The organism is Arthrobacter sp. 210 2 (assembly GCF_059093025.1).
This window is the reverse complement of the sequence record NZ_JBNHIE010000012.1, coordinates 113,727-133,605: the sequence shown is the minus strand read 5'-3', so window position 1 is coordinate 133,605 and position 19,879 is coordinate 113,727. Positions and strand designations below refer to the sequence as shown.

Sequence of the window (19,879 nt, the reverse complement as noted above, 5' to 3'; positions counted from 1 at the left end):
GTCAGGGTCCCAGTATCCGGGAAAGGTAACGGGCAACAGCCCTGACGGCGGCCATGGTGGTGGGGTAGTCCATGCGCGTCGGCCCCAGCACGCCAATCTTGGCCGTGCTGTCCGGGCCGTATCCCGTGGCCACGACGGACGCCTCGGAAAGGCCGTCGTAGGGGTTCTCGCGGCCGATGCTGACGGCCACGCCGCGGTGGTCCTGCGCCATCTCGCTCAGGAGCCGCAGCATGACCACCTGCTCCTCAAGGGCTTCCAGGACGGGGCCGATGCTGAGCGGGAAATCGACGTTGGACCGTGCAAGGTTCGCCGTTCCCGCCATCACCATCCGGTCCTCACGGCTGCTGTGCGCCAGCACCTCCAGCCCGTGGGCCAGCGCCTGCGCGGCCAGCCTCTGGCCGGGACTGACCGCCGACACCACGGCCGGAAGTGACTGGGCCAGCTGGCCCAGCGGCGTTCCTGAAAGGGAACCCAGGAACCGGGTCCGCAAGGCGGCCAGGGCGTCGTCCCCCAGGTCCTGCCCGACGTCGATGACCCGCTGTTCCACCTTGCCGCTGTTCGCAATGAGCACCACCAGCACCTTGCGGGGAGCAAGCAGGACGAATTCGATGTGCCGGATCAGGGCACGGCTCAGGTGCGGATACTGGACAACCGCTACCTGGTTGGTCAGCTGCGACAGCAGGCGGACCGTTCGGTCCAGGACGTCGTCAAGGTCGTCCGAGCCCTCCAGCAACGACTGGATGGCCCGGCGCTCGGCCTGCGACAGGGGTTTGACGGCCGAAATCTGGTCGACGAACAGACGGTAGCCCTTGTCCGTGGGAATCCGGCCCGCGCTGGTGTGCGGGGCGGTGATCAGGCCCTCGTCCTCCAGCGCCGCCATATCGTTGCGGATTGTCGCACTGGAGACGCCGAGATGATGCCTCTCGACCAGGGCCTTGGATCCCACCGGCTCGCGGGAGTGGACGTAGTCCTCCACGATGGCCCGCAGTACTTCCAGCTTGCGTGGCTCGCTCACACTCCACCTCCATCCAGGGTCAGGGCGGCCGTGCCGCCCGCACCGCGCCACCACCAGGGTTAGCACTCGACATGCCTAAGTGCTAACAGTCTATTATGCCTCGGGCCGTTGTTAGCATTGGTACCGCTCCGGGCGAAATTCCGGTGCACTGATCTAGCGCTAGGCGGAGTCGATCCATGGATTACCAGAACTGGGGCCCCCGGGACATGTCCGCGCCCGTCCGGACCCAATTGCCCGAAGTGCCGGTTGAGCGCGGCATGGTGCTGGAGGACGTCCAGTCCGGTTGGGTCGGCGCCGTCACCCGGGTGGAAAAGTCCGGCGGAATGCACGTGGTGGTCCTCGAGGACCGCCGCGGGAAGTCACGGACCTTCCGGCTGGGCTTCGGTTTCCTCCTCGAAGGCCGCGCAATCCGCCTGATGCCCCCGGCACCCCGTCCGGCGACGGCCGGCCCCGCCGCCGGAAGGACTGCCTCCGGCTCCGTGCGGGTTGCCGGCCAGCGCGCACAGGTAGCCAAGGCCAGCCGCATCTGGGTGGAGGGAAAGCACGACGCCGAACTGGTGGAAAAAGTGTGGGGAGACGACCTCCGGGTGGAGGGCATCGTCGTCGAACCCCTGCACGGCATTGACGACCTGGCCGGCGCAGTGGCCGACTTCCGGCCCGGACCGGGACGGCGCCTGGGCGTGCTCGTGGACCACCTGGTGCCGGACTCCAAGGAGTCGCGTATTGCCGATGCCGTCATGGCGTCTCCCGGCGCGGCCGGGAACGTGCTCATCGTGGGCCATCCGTACGTGGACGTGTGGCAGGCCATCCGGCCCGCTGTCCTCGGCATCGAGAAGTGGCCCGTTGTGCCGCGCGGGCAGGACTGGAAGACCGGGATCCTGGCCGCTTTCGGCTGGCCGCACGACACGAAGGAAGACATCGGGCTGGGATGGCAGAAGCTGTTGGGGGCCGTCCGCAGCTATGCAGACCTGGAAGCATCCCTGCTGGGGCGGGTTGAGGAAGTGATCGACTTCCTCACTGTTCCCTGATTGGGCAGCCAACACCCGGATAGCCAGTATTCTTGGTACTGCGGTGCCTGTGAAAAAGGGGCAGGCCCGCACCCAACCACCGGCATTCGCACCATTTGCACTCTCGAAGGAACAGACTGTGTCAGAAAACGCACGTGATCACAGGGACAGCCAGGGCGGCGCGGGCCGCTCGGAATACCACGGCGTCCCGGCGAATGCGCTGCCCCTGACGGCGGGCGAGGACCGGCAGTGGGCCACGCTGGCGCACTTTGGCGGGATCCTCGGCTGCGTTCCTGCCCTGCTGATCTTCCTCATTTTCAGGGACCGTGGACCGTTCACCGCCCAGGAGTCCAAGGAAGCCCTCAACTTCAGCCTTCCGCCCACCATCGCGGCCGTGGTGGCCAATATCCTGGTGTTCATCCCCGTGATCGGCAACATTTTTGCCGTGATCGCGACCCTCATCTGGATCGCCCTGACCTGCTTCTCCGTGGCCGCCGGCATCCACGTCAACCGCGGCCAGCCGCACCGCTACCCGTACAACCTTCGCTGGATCAAGTAGCGTTCCAGCAACAGGGGGCCACACCCGCGGGGTTCCCTGGCCGAGCTTGCGAGGTCAGGGTGCGGGTGGGGAGGGTCACTCCCTACCCAACAACCACGCGTTTTTGGGCAGGGAGTGACCCCGTGTTGGTTTAGTGGGTTACTCGGGCAGGATGCGGCGGACCACGGCGTCAGCCAGCAGGCGTCCCTTGAGGGTGAGGACCAGTTTCCCCCGGAACGCCGCGGCCGGGTCCACCAGGCCGTCGGCAATCAGCCCGGCAATCTCATGGCGACCCACGGCGCTCAGGGCGGCCACCTCAAGCCCGGCCTGAAGGCGGGCTTCCAGCATGACGCGCTCGATGTTCCGGGTTTCCAGGTCCAGGGTCTCCCTGCCTGCGGCCGGGGACAGGCCCTGCGCCAGGCGGCCGGCGTAGGCAGTGGGGTGCTTGACGTTCCACCAGCGGACACCGCCCATGTGGGAGTGCGCGCCGGGGCCGATCCCCCACCAGTCGTCCCCGCGCCAGTAGGCGAGGTTGTGGCGGCAGGCATGGTCCGGGGTACGGGCCCAGTTGCTGACTTCGTACCAGCCCAGCCCGGCTTTGGTGATCAGCTCATCGGCGAGCTCGTACTTGTCCGCATGGTCGTCGTCGTCGATTCCGGGTACCTCCCCACGGCGGATCTGGGCAGCCAGCTTGGTGCCGTCCTCGATGATCAGCGCGTAAGCGCTGATGTGGTCCGGACCGTACGACAATGCCGTTTCCAGGGTGTGGCGCCAGTCGGCCAGGGACTCCCCCGGCGTTCCATAGATCAGGTCCAGGCTGACGGCGAGACCCGCCTCGCGCGCCCACTGCACAACCTCCGGCACCCGGCTGGGCGTGTGCGTCCGGTCCAGGACCTTGAGCACATGCGGAACAGCCGACTGCATGCCGAACGAGATCCGGGTGAATCCGGCCTCCTTCAAAATGGCGAGGGATTCGGGCGTGACGGAGTCGGGATTGGCCTCCGTGGTGACTTCGGCGCCGTCCTCGATCCCCCACTGGTCGATGGCCGTCCGAAGAATCAGGGCAAGGTCGTCCGCGGGAAGCAGCGTGGGAGTGCCGCCGCCGAAGAAGACGGTGCTGAGCTTCCGGTCGGGGATCCCCGACCCGGCCAGCACCTTGGCCGCCAGCGCCACCTCGGACGCCGCGGTTTGGGCGTAGGCATCCTGCGACGCACCGCCGCCCAGTTCAGTGGCGGTGTAGGTATTGAAGTCGCAGTAACCACAACGTACGGCGCAGAACGGAATGTGTACGTACAACCCGAACGCCCGGTCCGCCGCACCTTCTGCCGCCTGGGCAGGCAGCAGTCCGTCCGACGGCGCCGGGTCGCCGAGTGGAAGAACGCTAGGCATCGTTGCGGCCCTGGTTATGTCCGGCCACCATCATCACTACTTCTTGGCCTTGTCCTTGGATTCGTCGGTGGTGAGTGCGGCGATGAAGGCCTCCTGCGGGACCTCGACGCGGCCCACCATCTTCATGCGCTTCTTGCCTTCCTTTTGCTTCTCCAGCAGTTTGCGCTTACGGGAGATGTCACCGCCGTAGCACTTGGCCAGGACGTCCTTGCGGATGGCGCGGATGCTTTCGCGGGCAATGATCCGGGAGCCGATGGCGGCCTGGATGGGCACCTCGAACTGCTGGCGGGGAATGAGTTCGCGCAGCTTGGTGGTCATCATGACCCCGTAGGAGTAGGCCTTGTCGCGGTGGGTGATGGCGGAGAAGGCATCCACCTGCTCACCCTGGAGCATGATGTCCACCTTCACCAGGTCGGCCACCTGGTCGCCGTCGGCCTTCCAGTCCAGGGAACCGTAACCGCGGGTCTTGGACTTGAGAATGTCAAAGAAGTCGAACACGATCTCGGCGAGCGGCAGGCGGTACCGGATTTCCACCCGGTCCTCGGACAGGTAGTCCATGCCGCCCATCACGCCGCGGCGGCTCTGGCACAGCTCCATGATGGCGCCGACAAACTCATTTGGGGCCAAGATGGTTGCGGAGACCATGGGCTCGCGGACCTCGGAGATTTTGCCGGAGGGGTATTCGCTGGGGTTGGTCACATGGACCACCTTCTTGTCCTCCAGCGTCACCTCGTATTCCACGTTCGGGGCAGTGGAGATGAGGTCCAGGTTGTATTCACGTTCCAGCCGCTCCCGGGTGATTTCCAGGTGGAGCAGGCCGAGGAAGCCCACGCGGAAACCGAAGCCCAGGGCAGCGGACGTTTCAGGTTCGTACACGAGGGCGGCGTCGTTGAGCATCAGCTTCTCCAGCGCATCGCGGAGCACCGGATAGTCCGTGCCGTCCAGCGGGTACAGGCCCGAGAAGACCATCGGCTTGGCATCGGCGTAGCCGGGCAGGGAGTCAGCCGCCGGCTTGGCGAGGTTGGTGACGGTGTCGCCCACCTTGGACAGGCGGACATCCTTCACCCCGGTGATGAGGTAGCCCACTTCGCCGACGCCCAGGCCCTTGGAGGGTGTGGGCTCCGGTGAGCTGACGCCGATCTCAAGGAGTTCGTGCGTGGCCCGCGTGGACATCATCTGGATGCGTTCGCGGGGGTGGAGCATGCCGTCCACCACGCGGACATAGGTGACCACGCCGCGGTAGGTGTCATAGACGGAGTCGAAGATCATTGCACGGGCGGGGGCGTTTGCGTCGCCTTCGGGGGCCGGCAGGTCGCGGACAATCTTGTCCAGCAGGGCTTCAACGCCGATGCCGGTCTTTCCCGAGACGCGAAGCACGTCCTCCGGATCTCCGCCAATCAGGCTGGCAAGTTCCGCCGCGTACTTCTCGGGCTGGGCTGCCGGGAGGTCGATCTTGTTCAGGACCGGAATGATCGTGAGGTTGTTTTCCATCGCCAGGTACAGGTTGGCGAGGGTCTGGGCCTCAATACCCTGGGCTGCGTCCACCAGGAGGATCGCCCCTTCGCAGGCGGCCAGCGAGCGGGAAACCTCGTAGGTGAAGTCCACGTGGCCGGGGGTGTCGATCATGTTCAGCGCGTAACTGGTGCCGTCGAGTTCCCAGGGCATGCGGACTGCCTGGGACTTGATGGTGATGCCGCGCTCGCGTTCAATGTCCATCCGGTCCAGGTACTGGGCCTTCATGTCGCGGGACTGAACGACGCCGGTGAACTGCAGCATGCGGTCTGCCAGGGTGGACTTACCGTGGTCAATGTGCGCGATGATGCAGAAGTTCCGAATGAGGGCCGGATCTGTCGCGGCGGGCACCGGGGCGGTGCGGGCCATGGGAGACACGCAGGGTCCTTACTGTTGGCATTCACGCGGCACCGCCGGGGCACTGCAAAAGGCCCCTGCGGTTGAGCCGCACATCTGGAACATCCAGTGTCCCACGTCCGGACCTGTGGCACTGCATTCCATGCCCGATCTGCCGTCATTCCCCGGCGCACCGCCCGCTATAGGGTGGCGGGATGGTTATCAACCTCCTCCGTTCCCTGGGAAACGCCGTCGGAAGCGGCCTCCGGCTGCTGCGGAAGGCAGGACGGGCAACACCACCCGCCGGCCCCCGCCCCGCACCGGTCCGCGCTACCCGGGGTTCCACGTCCAAGAAGTCTGGTTCCCGGAATGCAGCTTCCCCCGGTGCAGTTGCCGCGGGCCGGCCCGGGGACGCCTACCCCGGCGATTTCCAGGGGCGGTCAAAAGTCTCTTATGCGCCGCAGCCCGATGGTGCGCCTGATCCGGGCGAGGTGGTGTGGGCGTGGGTTCCGTACGAAGAAGACCACACCCGCGGGAAGGACCGCCCGGTCCTCCTGGTGGGGCGCAGCGGGCCCTACCTGCTGGGGCTGATGCTCACCAGCCGCGACCGCATTCCCGCCGCGTCGGCCTCCAGCGATTATGTGGACCTGGGCAAGGGAGGCTGGGACCGGCAGGGCCGGCCGAGTGAGGCCAGGCTTGACCGCGTCCTGCAGATCAGGCCGGACAGCATCCGGCGGGAAGGCGCGGTCCTGGACCGGAGGCGCTTCGACAGCGTGGCAGCCGGGCTGCGGCGGCGACACGGCTGGTCTTAACGGCAAAATGGCCAGTCCGGCGCCTGACCTGCTATTCTTTATAGCTGTGTGTCCGTGCAGGTCGACGGCCACTGATGGTTGGCCGCCATAGGTATCCCCACGCCGCTCAGTCAATGGCCAATCTGAAAGCCCTCTAGACCATTTCCGCATTAAAAAGAGAGTTCACACGTGGCGAATATCAAGTCCCAGAAGAAGCGCATCCTCACCAACGAGAAGGCACGCCTGCGCAACAACGCAGTCAAGTCCGAGCTGAAGACGGCCATCCGCGCCGTCAACACCGCCGTTGAGTCCACGGACAAGGATGCAGCTGCTGCTGCCCTGGTTACTGCCAGCCGCAAGCTGGACAAGGCTGTCAGCAAGGGTGTTCTGCACAAGAACAACGCAGCGAACCGCAAGTCGGCGATCTCCAAGAAGGTCAACGCACTCTAAGGTTTCCAGTTCGTTCGAACTGATGGTTGTGGCCGGTACCCTCGGGTACCGGCCACACATCTTTAAGCACCAATAAACAGCAGCACCGTGAAGCGGGCGCGGGAACCGGGTCAGCGGCCCCCCCCGCGTGCACGGGCGCGGGGACGCGTTACCTGCCCTGGACGGACATCGCTATCACCGTCACGGCATGCTCTACCGCGTACACCGGGTCGCGGGACAATCCCTTGACCTGGGCGTCGGCTTCGGCAGTTGCCTGGATGGAGCGGACCAATCCCTCCGGTGTCCAGCGGCGGACGTCGCGTTGGGCCTGTTCCACCAGCCAGGGCTGCATTCCCAGTTCCGACGCGATCTGGGCTGAGGAACCGGAGGCTCCCGCCACCCGGGCTACGGTGCGCAGTTTGGCGGCGAGGGCTGCCACGAGCGGAACGGGGTCGGCGCCGGTAGCGAGTGCGTGGCGGAGCGTGGACAGCGCCAAGGGGCCGTTGCCTGCCATCGCGGCATCTGCCACCTTGAATGCGGTGGCCTCGATCCGCCCTCCGTAGTAGCGGTCCACCACTTCCGACGTCACTGTGGTGCCGGCGTCCGCCACCAGTTGGCTGCATGCGGCCGCGAGCTCGGAAAGGTTGGCTCCCACCGCGTTGACGAGGGCAAGGACGGCTTCCTGTTCAATACGGCGCCCTGCGGTCTTGAATTCGGCGGAAACGAACGCCATCTTGTCGGCGTCCTTTTTCAGGGGCTGGCAGTCAACCACGGGCCAGCCGGCCTCCTTGATGGCGTCCAGGAGCTTTTTGCCGCGCGTTCCCCCGGCGTGCCGCAGGACCAGCACGGCGTCCGGTTCCGTATGGTCCAGGTACCGAAGGGCGTCAGCGAGGAAGGCGTCGTTCATGGCTTCGACGCCTTCCACCTCGATCAGTTTGCTTTCACCGAACAGTGACGGGCTGACCTGCATCAGCAGCGTCCCGGCCTCGTAGCCTGCCGCATTGATGCGGCTCACTTCCACATCCGGAGCCGCTGCCCGGACCTGCGCACGGATCGTGTCCATGGCCCTGATGCCCAGGTATTCCTCAGGCCCGCTGACCAGGACGACGGCGGCAGGGGTTACGTCACGCCAGGTGGCGGCATTCGACGCCGGGGAACGGGTTGCTCGCTTTTGCGCAGCGGCCATCGGGGGTTCCTTCCGGAAAGTTTTGTGGAGTATCCCAGCCTGCCACGTCCAGGCCCGCGGTCAAAGCCGCAGCGGGCACGGACGGCAGCGACGTGCCGCTCCAGCAGTGCAAGGAGCACCACCGTGTGCCGGTGCGAAGCGAGAACCAGGTCCACGGCCTGCCGGGGCCGGGCCACCGCCCACACAACACTCACTGTCAGAACCGAAAAAAGCACCATGGACAGCAGCCCGGGCACGCCCTCGGGCCAGGCAAGGGCGGAGCCGGGAAGCCGGGCGGCGATCCGCGCCGTGCCGGCAACCCCGGCGCTGAACGTTCCCGCCACGGCGATCAGCACGGTGGCCAGCCAGGGTGCCAGGACAACAAGGGGAACGGCTGCTGTCCCCAGCAACGTCACGGGCGCCACCAGCGGCGAAGCGACCACGTTGGCCAGGAGCGAATACGTGGAGAACTGGGGCTGCAGCAGCACAATCACCGGCCCGCACAGCAGCTGGGCAGACAACGGGACCGCCACGGCTGCAGCTGCCCAGCGGGGAACTGCAGCAGGCGCCCACTCGATGATGCGCCGGCCCAGGACGATAATCCCGAGCGTCGCGAGAACCGACAGCAGGAAGCCGAAACTGCCGCCAAGCCCGGGGTCCAGGAGGAGTAATCCCATAACGGCCAGGCAGAGGAAGCTCAGTCCCCGGCCGGAGCGGCCTCCCGCCAACGCAGCCACCCCCACGGCCCCCATTAAGGCTGCCCGCAGGACACTCGCATCCGGGCCCACCAGCACCACGAACAGCCCCAAAACGGTGAGGGCAACCGCCGCCGCAGGAATGCGCGGCAGGCGGAACCGCCGGCAGGCGAGAAGGACGGCACCGAGAACCAGGCTGCAGTTGGCCCCGCTGACCGCCGTCAGGTGCGTCATGCCCACCGCTTTCATGGAGTTCTCCAGCCCCTCATCCAGGGCGCTGGTATCCCCTGTGACCATTCCCGGGAGCAGGCCTGCGGCATCAGGCGACAGAAAGGCCGAGGCCGCAACAAAGCGCGTACGCAAATCCTTGGCCGCGCCCTCCAGCCCCTCCCCGCCGGTAGGCATGCCCGGTGCGGATGAGGCGGTAAGGGTGCCTGCCTCCTGTCGCCCAGGATCCGGAGGCCGAAGCTTTCCGGTGGCGCGGACGGATTGCCCGGGGACCAGCGTTGCCCACGTGTCGCCGCCCATCACCACCAACTGCGCGCGGGTCCGGAGCAACATCCCGCCCGTGGTCACCTCCCGTGTCCAGACCGGAACCGACCAGCGCGCCGGCGGCCCTGCCTGCCCGGGCGCGTCCAGGGCACGCGGCGCCCCGGCCACCTCGACGACGGCCACAACGGACTTGCCCGAGGCTATGGCCGCGGCCAAGGGACCCTCGAAGCGCTGGCTTGATGCTGTGGAGGAGTGTGCTGCGGCGGCAGCGGCCAGCACGCAGGCCACAGCAGTGGTGGCGAGGAAGCTTCGCCTGGCAGGTGTGCGGCCGGCGAGCCGTGAAAGCCGAACCAGCAGAAGTGCCGCCAGGGCAAGCAACCCGATACACAGCACAGCCAGGACAGACGGCGTCAGCCACAGCCCCGCGATGGATGCACCCCAGACCATGGCGGCCGGCAATGCGAGGCGCACGTCGGTGCGGCGCCGCGGGGCCTCACTGCCGGCGTCGTTCCCCTGTCCCGCTCCCTTGGTGCCGGCCCGCTCCCGGGCGAATTCAGAAAGCCTTCCGCCGTATTCACGGAAATCCCGGCGATGTGGCCCTGCGGGGCGGGGCGCCGGCTGTCCCAGAGGGCGCTTACCCGGGCGGTCGGTCAGGGCATCCCGGGCAGGCAACGGGGCCCGGTCCCCTCCCGCATCCACTTCGACGGAGGGAGCATCAGCCGCCCCGCCCCGGACGGCTGACTCCACGTAGCGGCTCCAGGGGCTGGGCCTCCGCTGCCCTCCGCCGCTGCCCATCCGGCTGCCGTTCATGGCCTGTCCCGCTTCATACGGTCACCAGGGGCAGCAACGCCTCAAGCATCTTGGGCCCCACGCCGTCAACGGCGTCCAGTTCCTCGATACTCTTGAACGCTCCATGTTCCTTGCGCCAGTCCACGATCCGCTGGGCCAGCACGGGGCCCACCTTGGGCAGGGCATCAAGTTCGGCGGCCTCCGCCGTGTTGATATTGATTTTCGAGCCCGCCGGTGCGCCCGCAGCCCCACCTGCGCCGGCACCGGGATCAGGGGTTCCTGCACTCTCCGGTCCCGCCGGAGCTGCTTCCCCGTGCCGCGGGACGTGGATCTTCTGGGCGTCCTCGACAACAAGGGCAAGGTTGAGGCGGTTCAGGTCGGCATCCGGGGTTCCGCCCCCGGCGGCCGCGATGGCCTCGTGGACACGGCTTCCGGCGGGCAGGTGGACCACGCCCGGGCTGGCCACGGCACCGGCGACATGGACCACCACCGTGCCGGGGGACGGATCACGGGCCGAGGGGTCCCCTCCCCCAGGCTCCACGCCACCGCCAGGCTGCGCGTCGGCCTCCGGCTCCCCGGCACCTTCTATCGCTGCGTCCCCGCCTGTCGCTTCGGTGCCGCCCGGACTGATTCCGCTCAGGGGCAGGGTTTCCGGCCGCCCGGATGCGGTCTGCCACCAGAACAGCGCCCCCGCAGCTACGGCAAGGATTCCCAGGAGGATGGCGACGCGCATGCCCACCCGCCACCGCAGCACGGGCCCCACCTTCGAGGAGCCAAGAGATTCGGGGCCTTCACCGTTCCCGTGCCCCTCGTGGCCGTCCGAGTCCCCCTGCTCCGGGCCCAGGTATTCAAACGCCTGCTCCCCCCTCCCTTCCAGCAGGAGGCCCCCGGGGCCGGGCCCAAGGGTGGCCTGCAGCCTGTCCCTGGCATGGCGCGCCTGATGACCTGCTGCTCCAGCATCCCGGCGTGACATCCCTTCACGCTAGGGACACCGGTCCCCCGGCAACAGGACCGGCGGCGGCTATGTGGACAGTTGCGCCGCATCAGCCCCGGCAGGTTCCTGGCCCACGATGACGGCCAGGACCCCCAGCCCCGCATGGGCGGCCAGCACGGCCGGCAGCGAACTGATCTGGGCTGGCGGGCAGTGGGGCAGCGCCGCCGACAGCCGGACGGCGAGGCTTTCGGCTTCCTCCGGGTTTCCGAAGTGGTGGACGGCCAGCCGCACGGCCCCAATCCGTGCTTCCGCCTCGGCAGCAACGATTTCCTCCAGGCGCGCCACTGCCTTGGCCGCTGAACGCACTTTTTCCAGCGGCACGATCTTGCCGTCATCGACGGCCAGGATCGGCTTGATGGCGAGCATGGTTCCCACCAGGGAGGCCGCGGCGCCGATCCGTCCGCCGCGGCGGAGCTGCTCAAGGCTGGGCACGTAAAAATACACTTTAGTGCGGGCAGCCTGGCTTGCTGCGGCAGCAGCGGTCCCGGCTGCGTCCGCACCTGCGGCCGCGGCCGCCACTCCGGCCTGTACCGCCATACCCAGGGCCATGCCGACGGTGCGTGAGTCAACCACTTCCACGGGAATGTCCACCCGCGCAGCAGCAAGCCGCGCGGCGTCAGCCGTGCCGGAAAGTTCCCCGGAGATGTGGATGGACACCACGGCCTCGTATCCCAGCCGCTGGGCGGCACGGTAGGCGTTCTCGAACTGGCCCGGGGAAGGCCTCGACGTCTTCACCGCCTTTCCTGCGGCCAGGGCCAGCGCGATGGTCTCGAGGATGTCGTCTTCGCCCTCGCCGTAAATTTCCGCCCCCACCATCACGGGCATCGGAATGACCGTCAGCAGTCCCTCTGCTCCGAGCCCGTTCACCCACTCCGCCGGCAGTGCAGCAGCGGAGTCGGTCACCACCGCGGTGCGTACGACGGCGGCTCCCGGCCTGGGTGGGGTGCGGAGGCCCGCCAGGCGCGCACGGAACCAGGTCCAGGCGGCGGTGTTTCTCTCGGGCAAGTGGCCTCCTGGTGTCGGTGACCGGCCACCGGAATTGTTCCGGTGGCCGGAGCCGGCTTGCTGGATGCTAGGCCGGGACGATGTTCACCAGTTTAGGTGCGCGGACAATAACGGTGCGGATGCCGCGGCCGTCGAGTGCGCGCTGGACGTTTTCGCTGGCCAGGGCCTGTTCACGCAGTTCGTCCTCGCTGATGTCCGGGGAGACTTCGAGCCTGTCGCGGACCTTGCCCTGGACCTGGACGACGGCGGTGACGGTCGCCTGGACCAGCAGCGCCTCATCGTGGGCAGGCCAGCCGGCGTTCGCAACAGAGGCCGGGTGGCCCAGGACGTTCCACATGTCCTCGGCCGTGTACGGCGCGAAGAGGCTGAGGATGACGGCAACGGCCTCGGCGGCCTCGCGGACAGCAGGATCGGCCCCGCCTGCGCCGGCGTCGATGGTCTTGCGGGTCGCGTTGACCAGCTCCATCAGCTTGGCCACCACCACGTTGAACTTGTTGTTGTCCAGCAGTGCCGCGGCATCGGCAATGGTCCGGTGCGTGACGGAGCGCAGCGCCCGGTCACCGGCCGCGGGGTCAACACCCGGCTGGCTGGTGACGTCCTGCGCAAGCCGCCAGGCCCGGGCCAGGAACTTCGCGGAGCCCGACGGCGACACGTCCGCCCAGTCGACGTCGTCCTCCGGCGGGGAGGCGAAGATCATGGTCAGGCGGACGGCGTCCACGCCGTACTTGTCCAGCTGCTCGCCGAGGTCAACACCGTTGCCCAGGGACTTGCTCATGGCCTTGCCGCCGTTGAGCACCTGGCCCTGGTTCAGCAGGGCGCTGAACGGCTCGTCGGCGTCGATCATGCCGAGGTCGTGGATGACCTTGGTGAAGAACCGGGCGTACAGCAGGTGCAGGATGGCGTGCTCCACGCCGCCCACGTACTGGCCCACCGGCATCCAGTCGTTGATCTTCTCCGGATCGAAGGGACCCTCCGTGTACTGCGGCGACACGAAACGCAGGAAGTACCAGGACGAGTCCACGAACGTGTCCATGGTGTCGGTGTCCCGCTTGGCAGGTCCGTGGCAGTTGGGGCATTCAACGTTGACCCAGGCCTCGGCGGCAGCCAGCGGGGATGTCCCCTTCGGCGACAGGTCCTCGCCGCGCAGGTCAGCCGGAAGCGTGACGGGCAGCTGCTCGTCCGGAACTGCCACCTCGCCGCAGGCGGGGCAGTGGATGATCGGGATGGGGGTGCCCCAGAAGCGCTGGCGGCTCAGCAGCCAGTCGCGCAGGCGGAAGTTGACGAACTTTTCGCCCGTGCCCTGCTTTTCCAGGATGGCGATGGCGGCGGGGATGGCTTCGGACTTGGGCAGGCCGTCCAGATCGCCGGAGTTGATCAGGGTACCTTCCCCTGCCGTCGCGGTTCCGGAGACTGCGGGGTCCTCCTCGCCGGTGTCCAGGACGGCGCGTACGGGGAGGTCGAACTTGCGGGCGAAGTCGAGGTCGCGCTGGTCGTGGGCGGGGACGGCCATGATGGCGCCCGTGCCGTAATCAGCCAGGACGTAATCGGCGGCCCAGACGGGAAGCTTCTCCCCGTTCAGCGGATTTACGGCATAGCGGCCGGTGAACACGCCGGTCTTTTCCCGCTCGGTGGACTGGCGCTCGATTTCGGTGAGTGCCTTGACCTTCTCGCGGTATTCGTCCAGGGCAGCGGCGTGCTCCTCCGTGACGAGTTCGACGGCGAGTGGCGCGTCGGCTGCCACCACGAAGAACGTGGCGCCGTACAGCGTGTCCGGGCGGGTGGTGAAGACCGTGACGTCCTTGGCGGGCTTGCCGCCGTCGGCCTCGATCACGAAGTTGACGTGGGCACCTTCGGAACGGCCGATCCAGTTTTTCTGCATGGCCAGGACCCGCTCGGGCCAGTGGCCCCGCAGCTCTTCCATGTCATCCAGCAGCCGGTCGGCGTAATCGGTGATCTTGAAGTACCACTGGTTCAGCGACTTCTTGGTGACCGTGGTGCCGCAGCGCTCGCAGGCTCCGTTGACAACCTGCTCGTTCGCGAGGACAGTCTGGTCCTTCGGGCACCAGTTGACCGGCGAGTCCTTCCGGTACGCCAGGCCGCGCTCGTAGAACCGCTTGAAGAGCCACTGCGTCCAGCGGTAGTACTCGGGGTCCGAGGTGTGCAGCCGGCGCGACCAGTCAGCCGAGATGGCGTAGCGCTTGAAGGACGCCGCCTGGGTGTCGATGTTCGCGTAGGTCCACTCGCTCGGGTGGGCGTTGCGCTTGATGGCGGCGTTCTCGGCAGGCAGACCGAAGGAGTCCCAGCCGATCGGGTGGAGCACGTCGTAGCCCTGCTGGCGCAGGTAGCGTGCCACCACGTCCCCCATGGCGAACGCTTCGGCGTGGCCCATGTGCAGGTCACCCGACGGGTAGGGGAACATGTCGAGCACGTACCGGCGTTCCCGTGATCCGTCGTCGACAGGGGTGAAGACCTTCAGGTCTTCCCACACCTGGGGCCATTTGGCCTCCATGGCCGTGAAGCTGTAGGTGCCCTCCTCGGGCCCATCCGCCGCCACTGTTGCTGCTGTTCCGGTCTCTGTCTCCGGCTGAACGCCCACTGCTGCCCTCTTCTGTTCTGTTACGGCATCTGTGCTGCCATAACGGCCTGATCCTCCTGCTGCCGGCCCGGAAATACTCCCGGACACACAAAAGCCCCTCACCATGGAGGGGCTGCCGCTCAGCTGTCCGTTGTCCCGGACACCTGGCGGCTAACTAAGCAGAAGGATCGCACGCATGGAACTACTTTAGCGCACCGTAGCACCGCGGTGCCGCTGCGTAGACGGCCCTGTCCTGCCCGGAAGCGCAGGAATAGACTGGGGTCCGCGCAACAACTGATCCGGACCGGTGACTCCCGTGAGCGAAGACATCCCGTTTCCCCCTCTGGGTCACCCCGCCGCGCTGGCAAGGGAAACCGCCGGCAGCAAGGCTGCGGCCTTGTCCGGGCTGGCCGCGGCCGGGTTCCCGGTCCCGGCCGGATTCGTTGTGACCTGCGCTGCCCTCACAACAGCCAGGACGCAGGACGCCGGCGCCGGGCTGGATGGCACACTCCAGGCCGCTGCCCGCAGGGCCGGGCCTGGCCCGTATGCTGTGCGGTCCTCGGCCGCCGCCGAGGACTTGCCCGGGGCGTCGTTCGCGGGCATGTATGAGAGCTACCTCAACGTGTCCGCCGCTGACCTGGCTGCCGCCGTCGAACGCTGTTGTGACGCTGCAACGGCGGACCGCGTCCGCGCCTACGAGTCGGGCCTCGAGCAGCATCGCGATGACCTTGGTCCGGCGCATGGAGGCCAGGGCATGGCCGTCCTGGTGCAGCAGATGGTGGATGCCGCGGCCGCAGGCGTCGCCTTCACCGCCAACCCCCTGACCGGGGACCGCAGCGAAACTGTCATCTCCGCTGTCCCGGGGCTGGGTGAGAGCCTCGTCTCGGGCCTGCAGACAGGAGAGGAATGGATCGTCCGGGCGGGACGGCCCATGCCGGCGCGCGGGAAGGGCGCAGTCCTCTCGGGTGAAACCGCGACGGCGGTGGCCGCCATCGCGGGCAGGATCGCCCGGCATTTCGGCTGCCCGCAGGACATTGAATGGGCGGTGGACCGCGACGGCCACGTCCAGATCCTCCAGGCCCGCCCCATGACCGCCCTGCCTGATCCCGTACTGTGGGAACCGCCAGGTAAAGGCATCTGGGTGAGGAATTTCCGGCTGGGCGAATGGCTGCCCGAACCTGTGACGCCCTTGTTCATGGACTGGCTGGTCCCGCGGATGGATGATGCCTTCAACGGGACATTGGGAGAGACCCTGGGAGTCGCCGCGCCCGTGTTCAGCGGGGTAGTCAACGGCTGGTATTACTTTTCCCCGCCCAGTCCTACGTCCATCCCCCGGATGCTCTTCGGTGGGGAGGCCAGACAGTCCTTGTCGTTCTTCATCAACGCGGTCCTGCGGCCAACGTTCGACCCGGCAGGTGCGGACAGGAAGGTCCTTCGCGGCCTTGAGGGCACATGGCGCCAAGAGTGCCTGCCTGCTTACAAGGCCCTTATCGACTCATCGCGGCCGGCAGTGCCTGCTGCAACAATGCCGGAACTGATTGCCGTTGTGGATGAGGTGGCCCGGCAGGCTGGGGAATACCTCTGGTTTATTTCGACCACAGGCGGCGCCGCATGGAAAATGGAAGTTGCCTTGGGCAGGTTTTGGCGCCGGCACCTCGCCGGCGCGCTCGCAGCAGCAGCACCGGGTTCGGAGAACGCCATGGGGTACCAGGTCCTTCTGGGCGGCCTGTCGCCCCTGCCTGCCGTTGTTCCCCATGCCGTATACAGCCTCGACTGGTACCACCCGACGGCGGGTGAACGCTTCCCCTCCCACGCGGAGTCGGGTGGCACGTCCGGGCCGCTTCCCGCCACGGTGGCAGCTGAGCGGCGAACAATAACCGAGGCGGCGTGCCGCGCGGTACTCAGGGGAACCCCTCGGCTGGAGAAGTTCGAAGTCCTCCTGAGCGTGGCACAGCACTACGCAATCCTCCGCGAAGAGCAGGTCCGGGACTTTACCCTGGGCTGGCCACTGCTTCGCCGCTGTGCCGCGGAGCTGGGCGCCCGTCTCCATGACCGTGGAATCATCGCGGCCCCTGACGACGTCTACTTCGTGACGCTGGATGCCCTGCGTACGGACGCGCCGCCCCAGCAGGACGCCGTGTCCCGGCGCCGGGCTGACTGGCTCCGGCAGCGGAAGCTGGCAGCCCCGCTGACCCTGGGTAAGATGCCGCCGCTGCTGGGCAACGCCTTTGACCGCATTGCCAATTCGGCCCGGAGCACCAGGAACCTGCCGGGCGGTGCCATTGTGGGGCATCCGGCCAGTCCCGGCCGGGCCATGGGCCGGGTGCGCGTGGTTGACGGCCCCGGGGACTTCGCCCAATTCATGCCGGGCGAAGTCCTGGTAGCGAGGGTCACGACGCCGGCCTGGACCCCGCTTTTCACCGATGCCGCGGCAGTAGTCACCGACGGCGGCAATCTGGCAGCGCACGCCTCCCTGATTGCACGCGAGTACGGCATCCCCGCAGTGGTGGGCACCGGCAACGCCACCCACGTCCTGAGAACGGGACAGTTAGTAACAGTCGACGGCAACGCCGGCACCATCGAAACCCACAGGGGCTGAAAGAAGCCAGAATTGGGTTACTTCACGTCCTCGTCCACCCAATCCATGGACTTGGTGACGGCCTTCCTCCAGAGCCGCAGCTGCCTGTCCTGTTCGGCCTGGTCCAGTTGGGGTTCCCAGCGCTTGTCCTCCGACCAGTTGGCCGAGAGTTCGCCGAGGTCCTTCCAGAAGCCGACGGCGAGGCCGGCGGCGTAGGCTGCGCCGAGGGCAGTGGTTTCCACCACCATGGGACGGATCACCGGTACGCCCAGGATGTCCGCCTGGAACTGCATCAGCGCGTCGTTGGCGACCATGCCGCCGTCGACCTTTAGTTCGGTGAGCGGCACGCCGGAGTCCGCGTTGACCGCGTCCAGCACCTCGCGGGTCTGGAATGCGGTGGCTTCCAGTGCGGCACGGGCGATGTGGTTCCTGTTGACGAAGCGGGTAAGGCCCACGATGGCGCCGCGCGCGTCGGACCGCCAATAGGGGGCGAACAGGCCGGAGAACGCCGGCACGATGTACACACCGCCGTTGTCCTTGACCGATGCGGCCAGGGTTTCCACCTCGGGGGCGCTGCTGATCATTCCCAGGTTGTCCCGCAGCCACTGGATGAGGGAGCCGGTGACGGCGATCGAACCTTCCAGGGCGTAGTGGGGTGCGGCGTCGCCCAGTTTGTAGCCCACCGTGGTGAGGAGGCCGTTCCTGGAATGGACGATCTCTTCGCCCGTGTTGAAGATCAGGAAGCATCCGGTGCCATAGGTGTTCTTGGCCTCGCCGGCCTGGAAGGCTGCCTGGCCGAAGGTGGCCGCCTGCTGGTCGCCCAGGATGCCGGCCACCGGAGTTTCCCTGAGCAACTGGGACGTATGCACGCGGCCGTACACCTCCGAGGACGACTTGATGTCCGGCATCATGGACCGCGGGACCCCGAAGACGCCGAGGATTTCGTCGTCCCACTGCAGGGTCTCCAGGTCCATGAACAGTGTGCGGGAGGCGTTGGTGACGTCGGTGGCGTGGACTCCGCCGTCCACGCCGCCGGTCAGGTTCCAGAGGACCCAGGCGTCGGTGTTGCCGAACACCAGGTCACCGGCCTCGGCTTTTTCCCTGGCGCCGTCCACGTTGTCCAGGATCCACATGATCTTGGTGCCGGAGAAGTAGGTTGCCAGCGGCAGGCCCACCTTCTGTTTGAAGCGGTCCGCTCCCCCGTCCCTGGCCAGCTCATCCACGATGCCCTGGGTGCGCGTGTCCTGCCACACGATGGCGTTGTACACGGCCTCACCGGTGGTTTTGTCCCACACCACAGCTGTTTCGCGCTGGTTGGTGATTCCGACGGCGGCAATATCGTGCCGTGTCAGGTTTGCCTTAGCCAGGGCGGAGGCGATGACCTCCCGGGTGTTGTTCCAGATCTCGGCCGGGCTGTGCTCAACCCACCCCGCCTGGGGGAAGATCTGTTCGTGTTCCATCTGGCCCGATGAGACGATCGCCCCACCGTGGTCAAAGATAATCGCGCGGGTGCTGGTGGTGCCCTGGTCGAGGGCGAGTATGTACTGGTTCATGTGACGTCCTTGTCTTGGTGGCGGCTGTTGGCAAGCGCCCGTCCCTGCAATGATCGCACCGGACTCGTGACAAGCCCTGGAAGCCACCGCGCGGAGGCTGGCGCATTTCGAAGGCCAGGCCACACTGACTGGGTAGAGTCGATGGTATGAGAACCTCACCCAAGCTCAGCCTGAACAACGGCGTGCTGATCGACCAGCTCGGTTTCGGGCTGTACAAGGTGCCTGCCCGGGACGCGGAAGGGCTGGTCGCCGTCGCACTTGGTGCCGGCTACCGGCGTTTCGACACCGCGGCGATGTACGGCAACGAACTTGGCGTTGCCCGCGGCGTCGGCCCGCAGCTCAGCACGCAACCGGGCAGCGGCGGATCGGGTGAGTCTTTTCCGGCATTGTCCAGGGAGGACGTGTTCATCACCACCAAGGTGTGGAACGACCACCACGGCTACGACGCCACGCTGCGGGCCTTCGATACGTCCATGGTGAACCTGGGGCTGGACTACGTGGACATGTACCTCATCCATTGGCCCTGCCCGCGGAAGGGGCTCTTTCCGGAGACCTACCGGGCGCTCGAGACGCTCTACCGGGAAGGCAGGGTGCGTGCCATCGGCGTCAGCAATTTCCAGCCCGCCCACCTGGACCGCCTGCTGCAGACGGCCGAAGTGGTTCCGGCCGTCAACCAGGTGGAACTGCACCCGTGGCTGCAACAGGAGGAACTGCGCGGCAAGCACCGCGAGCTGGGCATCATGACCGAAGCGTGGAGCCCCCTGGGCCGCGGCCAGGTCCTGGCTGACCCTGTTGTCCAGGCGTGCGCGGCGGAACACCGCAGGACCCCCGCCCAGATCATCCTCCGCTGGCATGTCCAGCTGGGGCATGCCGCCGTGCCCAAAGCCAGCTCTGAGGCGCGCATCCGGGAGAACCTGGACGTGTTCCGCTTCGAACTTTCTGAACGGGACATGGCTGCACTCGCAGGACTTGAGCGGGGACAGCGCACAGGCTCCCATCCGGACAACGTCAACTAA

At 67.1% G+C, this 19,879-nt stretch carries 15 protein-coding genes; 6 read left to right on the top strand and 9 right to left on the bottom strand.

Translation table 11 applies throughout. The features are described 5' to 3' along the window. Position 1 precedes the first annotated feature (1 nt). Positions 2 to 1,015, bottom strand: coding sequence for a heat-inducible transcriptional repressor HrcA (gene hrcA, locus AC5RWA_RS19320; protein WP_494058705.1), 1,014 nt, complete (start codon positions 1,013 to 1,015; stop codon positions 2 to 4). Between the two features lie 176 nt (positions 1,016 to 1,191). On the opposite strand from hrcA, the gene AC5RWA_RS19315 reads away from it, so the two are divergent. Together AC5RWA_RS19315 and AC5RWA_RS19310 are read left to right on the top strand one after the other, a co-directional pair. Beyond that, positions 1,192 to 2,043, top strand: coding sequence for a DUF3097 domain-containing protein (locus AC5RWA_RS19315; protein WP_494058704.1), 852 nt, complete (start codon positions 1,192 to 1,194; stop codon positions 2,041 to 2,043). A gap of 118 nt (positions 2,044 to 2,161) precedes the next feature. Then, positions 2,162 to 2,581, top strand: coding sequence for a DUF4870 domain-containing protein (locus tag AC5RWA_RS19310; protein WP_079596181.1), 420 nt, complete (start codon positions 2,162 to 2,164; stop codon positions 2,579 to 2,581). Positions 2,582 to 2,719: 138 nt separating this feature from the next. On the opposite strand, the gene hemW is transcribed toward AC5RWA_RS19310, so the two are convergent. Further along, positions 2,720 to 3,949 carry a radical SAM family heme chaperone HemW gene (gene hemW, locus AC5RWA_RS19305; RefSeq protein WP_079596182.1) on the bottom strand — a complete coding sequence of 410 codons (1,230 nt, stop codon included), beginning with the start codon at positions 3,947 to 3,949 and terminating at the stop codon, positions 2,720 to 2,722. A 36-nt stretch (positions 3,950 to 3,985) separates the two neighbouring features. After that, positions 3,986 to 5,839, bottom strand: coding sequence for a translation elongation factor 4 (gene lepA, locus AC5RWA_RS19300; RefSeq protein ID WP_494058703.1), 1,854 nt, complete (start codon positions 5,837 to 5,839; stop codon positions 3,986 to 3,988). 173 nt (positions 5,840 to 6,012) lie between these two features. Between lepA and AC5RWA_RS19295 the strand changes: the two genes are divergently transcribed. Together AC5RWA_RS19295 and rpsT are read left to right on the top strand one after the other, a co-directional pair. Then, positions 6,013 to 6,609 (top strand): type II toxin-antitoxin system PemK/MazF family toxin, encoded by a 597-nt coding sequence (locus AC5RWA_RS19295; protein ID WP_494058702.1) that lies wholly within the window; start codon positions 6,013 to 6,015, stop codon positions 6,607 to 6,609. A gap of 168 nt (positions 6,610 to 6,777) precedes the next feature. Next, positions 6,778 to 7,038, top strand: coding sequence for a 30S ribosomal protein S20 (gene rpsT / locus AC5RWA_RS19290; protein WP_056739236.1), 261 nt, complete (start codon positions 6,778 to 6,780; stop codon positions 7,036 to 7,038). 148 nt (positions 7,039 to 7,186) lie between these two features. Here the strand turns inward: rpsT and holA are convergent, their stop codons facing one another. From holA to leuS, 5 genes are all read right to left on the bottom strand, one after another. After that, positions 7,187 to 8,203, bottom strand: a complete 1,017-nt coding sequence (holA, locus tag AC5RWA_RS19285; protein ID WP_494058701.1) for a DNA polymerase III subunit delta — start codon at positions 8,201 to 8,203, stop codon at positions 7,187 to 7,189. Then, complete coding sequence (locus AC5RWA_RS19280; RefSeq protein WP_494058700.1) at positions 8,137 to 10,179, bottom strand: ComEC/Rec2 family competence protein; 2,043 nt, start codon at positions 10,177 to 10,179, stop codon at positions 8,137 to 8,139. Before AC5RWA_RS19280 ends, holA begins: the two co-directional genes overlap by 67 nt. Positions 10,180 to 10,192: 13 nt before the next feature. Continuing rightward, the gene (locus AC5RWA_RS19275; protein ID WP_494058699.1) at positions 10,193 to 11,131 is read right to left on the bottom strand and encodes a ComEA family DNA-binding protein; all 939 of its coding nucleotides are present in this window, start codon (positions 11,129 to 11,131) and stop codon (positions 10,193 to 10,195) included. Positions 11,132 to 11,179: 48 nt separating this feature from the next. Beyond that, positions 11,180 to 12,157 (bottom strand): DegV family protein, encoded by a 978-nt coding sequence (locus AC5RWA_RS19270; protein ID WP_494058698.1) that lies wholly within the window; start codon positions 12,155 to 12,157, stop codon positions 11,180 to 11,182. 67 nt (positions 12,158 to 12,224) lie between these two features. Next, the gene (gene leuS / locus AC5RWA_RS19265) at positions 12,225 to 14,753 is read right to left on the bottom strand and encodes a leucine--tRNA ligase (protein WP_494058697.1); all 2,529 of its coding nucleotides are present in this window, start codon (positions 14,751 to 14,753) and stop codon (positions 12,225 to 12,227) included. A 295-nt stretch (positions 14,754 to 15,048) separates the two neighbouring features. Here leuS and AC5RWA_RS19260 point away from each other — a divergent pair, with 295 nt between their 5' ends. Further along, positions 15,049 to 17,331 carry a PEP/pyruvate-binding domain-containing protein gene (locus AC5RWA_RS19260; protein ID WP_494058696.1) on the top strand — a complete coding sequence of 761 codons (2,283 nt, stop codon included), beginning with the start codon at positions 15,049 to 15,051 and terminating at the stop codon, positions 17,329 to 17,331. Positions 17,332 to 17,348: 17 nt separating this feature from the next. On the opposite strand, the gene glpK is transcribed toward AC5RWA_RS19260, so the two are convergent. After that, the gene (gene glpK / locus AC5RWA_RS19255) at positions 17,349 to 18,863 is read right to left on the bottom strand and encodes a glycerol kinase GlpK (protein ID WP_494058695.1); all 1,515 of its coding nucleotides are present in this window, start codon (positions 18,861 to 18,863) and stop codon (positions 17,349 to 17,351) included. A 146-nt stretch (positions 18,864 to 19,009) separates the two neighbouring features. On the opposite strand from glpK, the gene AC5RWA_RS19250 reads away from it, so the two are divergent. Further along, the gene (locus AC5RWA_RS19250; RefSeq protein WP_079596191.1) at positions 19,010 to 19,879 is read left to right on the top strand and encodes an aldo/keto reductase; all 870 of its coding nucleotides are present in this window, start codon (positions 19,010 to 19,012) and stop codon (positions 19,877 to 19,879) included.

Coding starts and splice junctions, on each gene's coding strand:
- AC5RWA_RS19315 (WP_494058704.1), top strand. CDS start 1,192: ATGGATTACCAGAACTGGGGCCCCCGGGACATGTCCGCGCCCGTCCGG.
- hemW (WP_079596182.1), bottom strand. CDS start 3,949: ATGCCTAGCGTTCTTCCACTCGGCGACCCGGCGCCGTCGGACGGACTG.
- holA (WP_494058701.1), bottom strand. CDS start 8,203: ATGGCCGCTGCGCAAAAGCGAGCAACCCGTTCCCCGGCGTCGAATGCC.
- glpK (WP_494058695.1), bottom strand. CDS start 18,863: ATGAACCAGTACATACTCGCCCTCGACCAGGGCACCACCAGCACCCGC.
- AC5RWA_RS19250 (WP_079596191.1), top strand. CDS start 19,010: ATGAGAACCTCACCCAAGCTCAGCCTGAACAACGGCGTGCTGATCGAC.
- AC5RWA_RS19295 (WP_494058702.1), top strand. CDS start 6,013: ATGGTTATCAACCTCCTCCGTTCCCTGGGAAACGCCGTCGGAAGCGGC.
- AC5RWA_RS19280 (WP_494058700.1), bottom strand. CDS start 10,179: ATGAACGGCAGCCGGATGGGCAGCGGCGGAGGGCAGCGGAGGCCCAGC.
- AC5RWA_RS19275 (WP_494058699.1), bottom strand. CDS start 11,131: ATGTCACGCCGGGATGCTGGAGCAGCAGGTCATCAGGCGCGCCATGCC.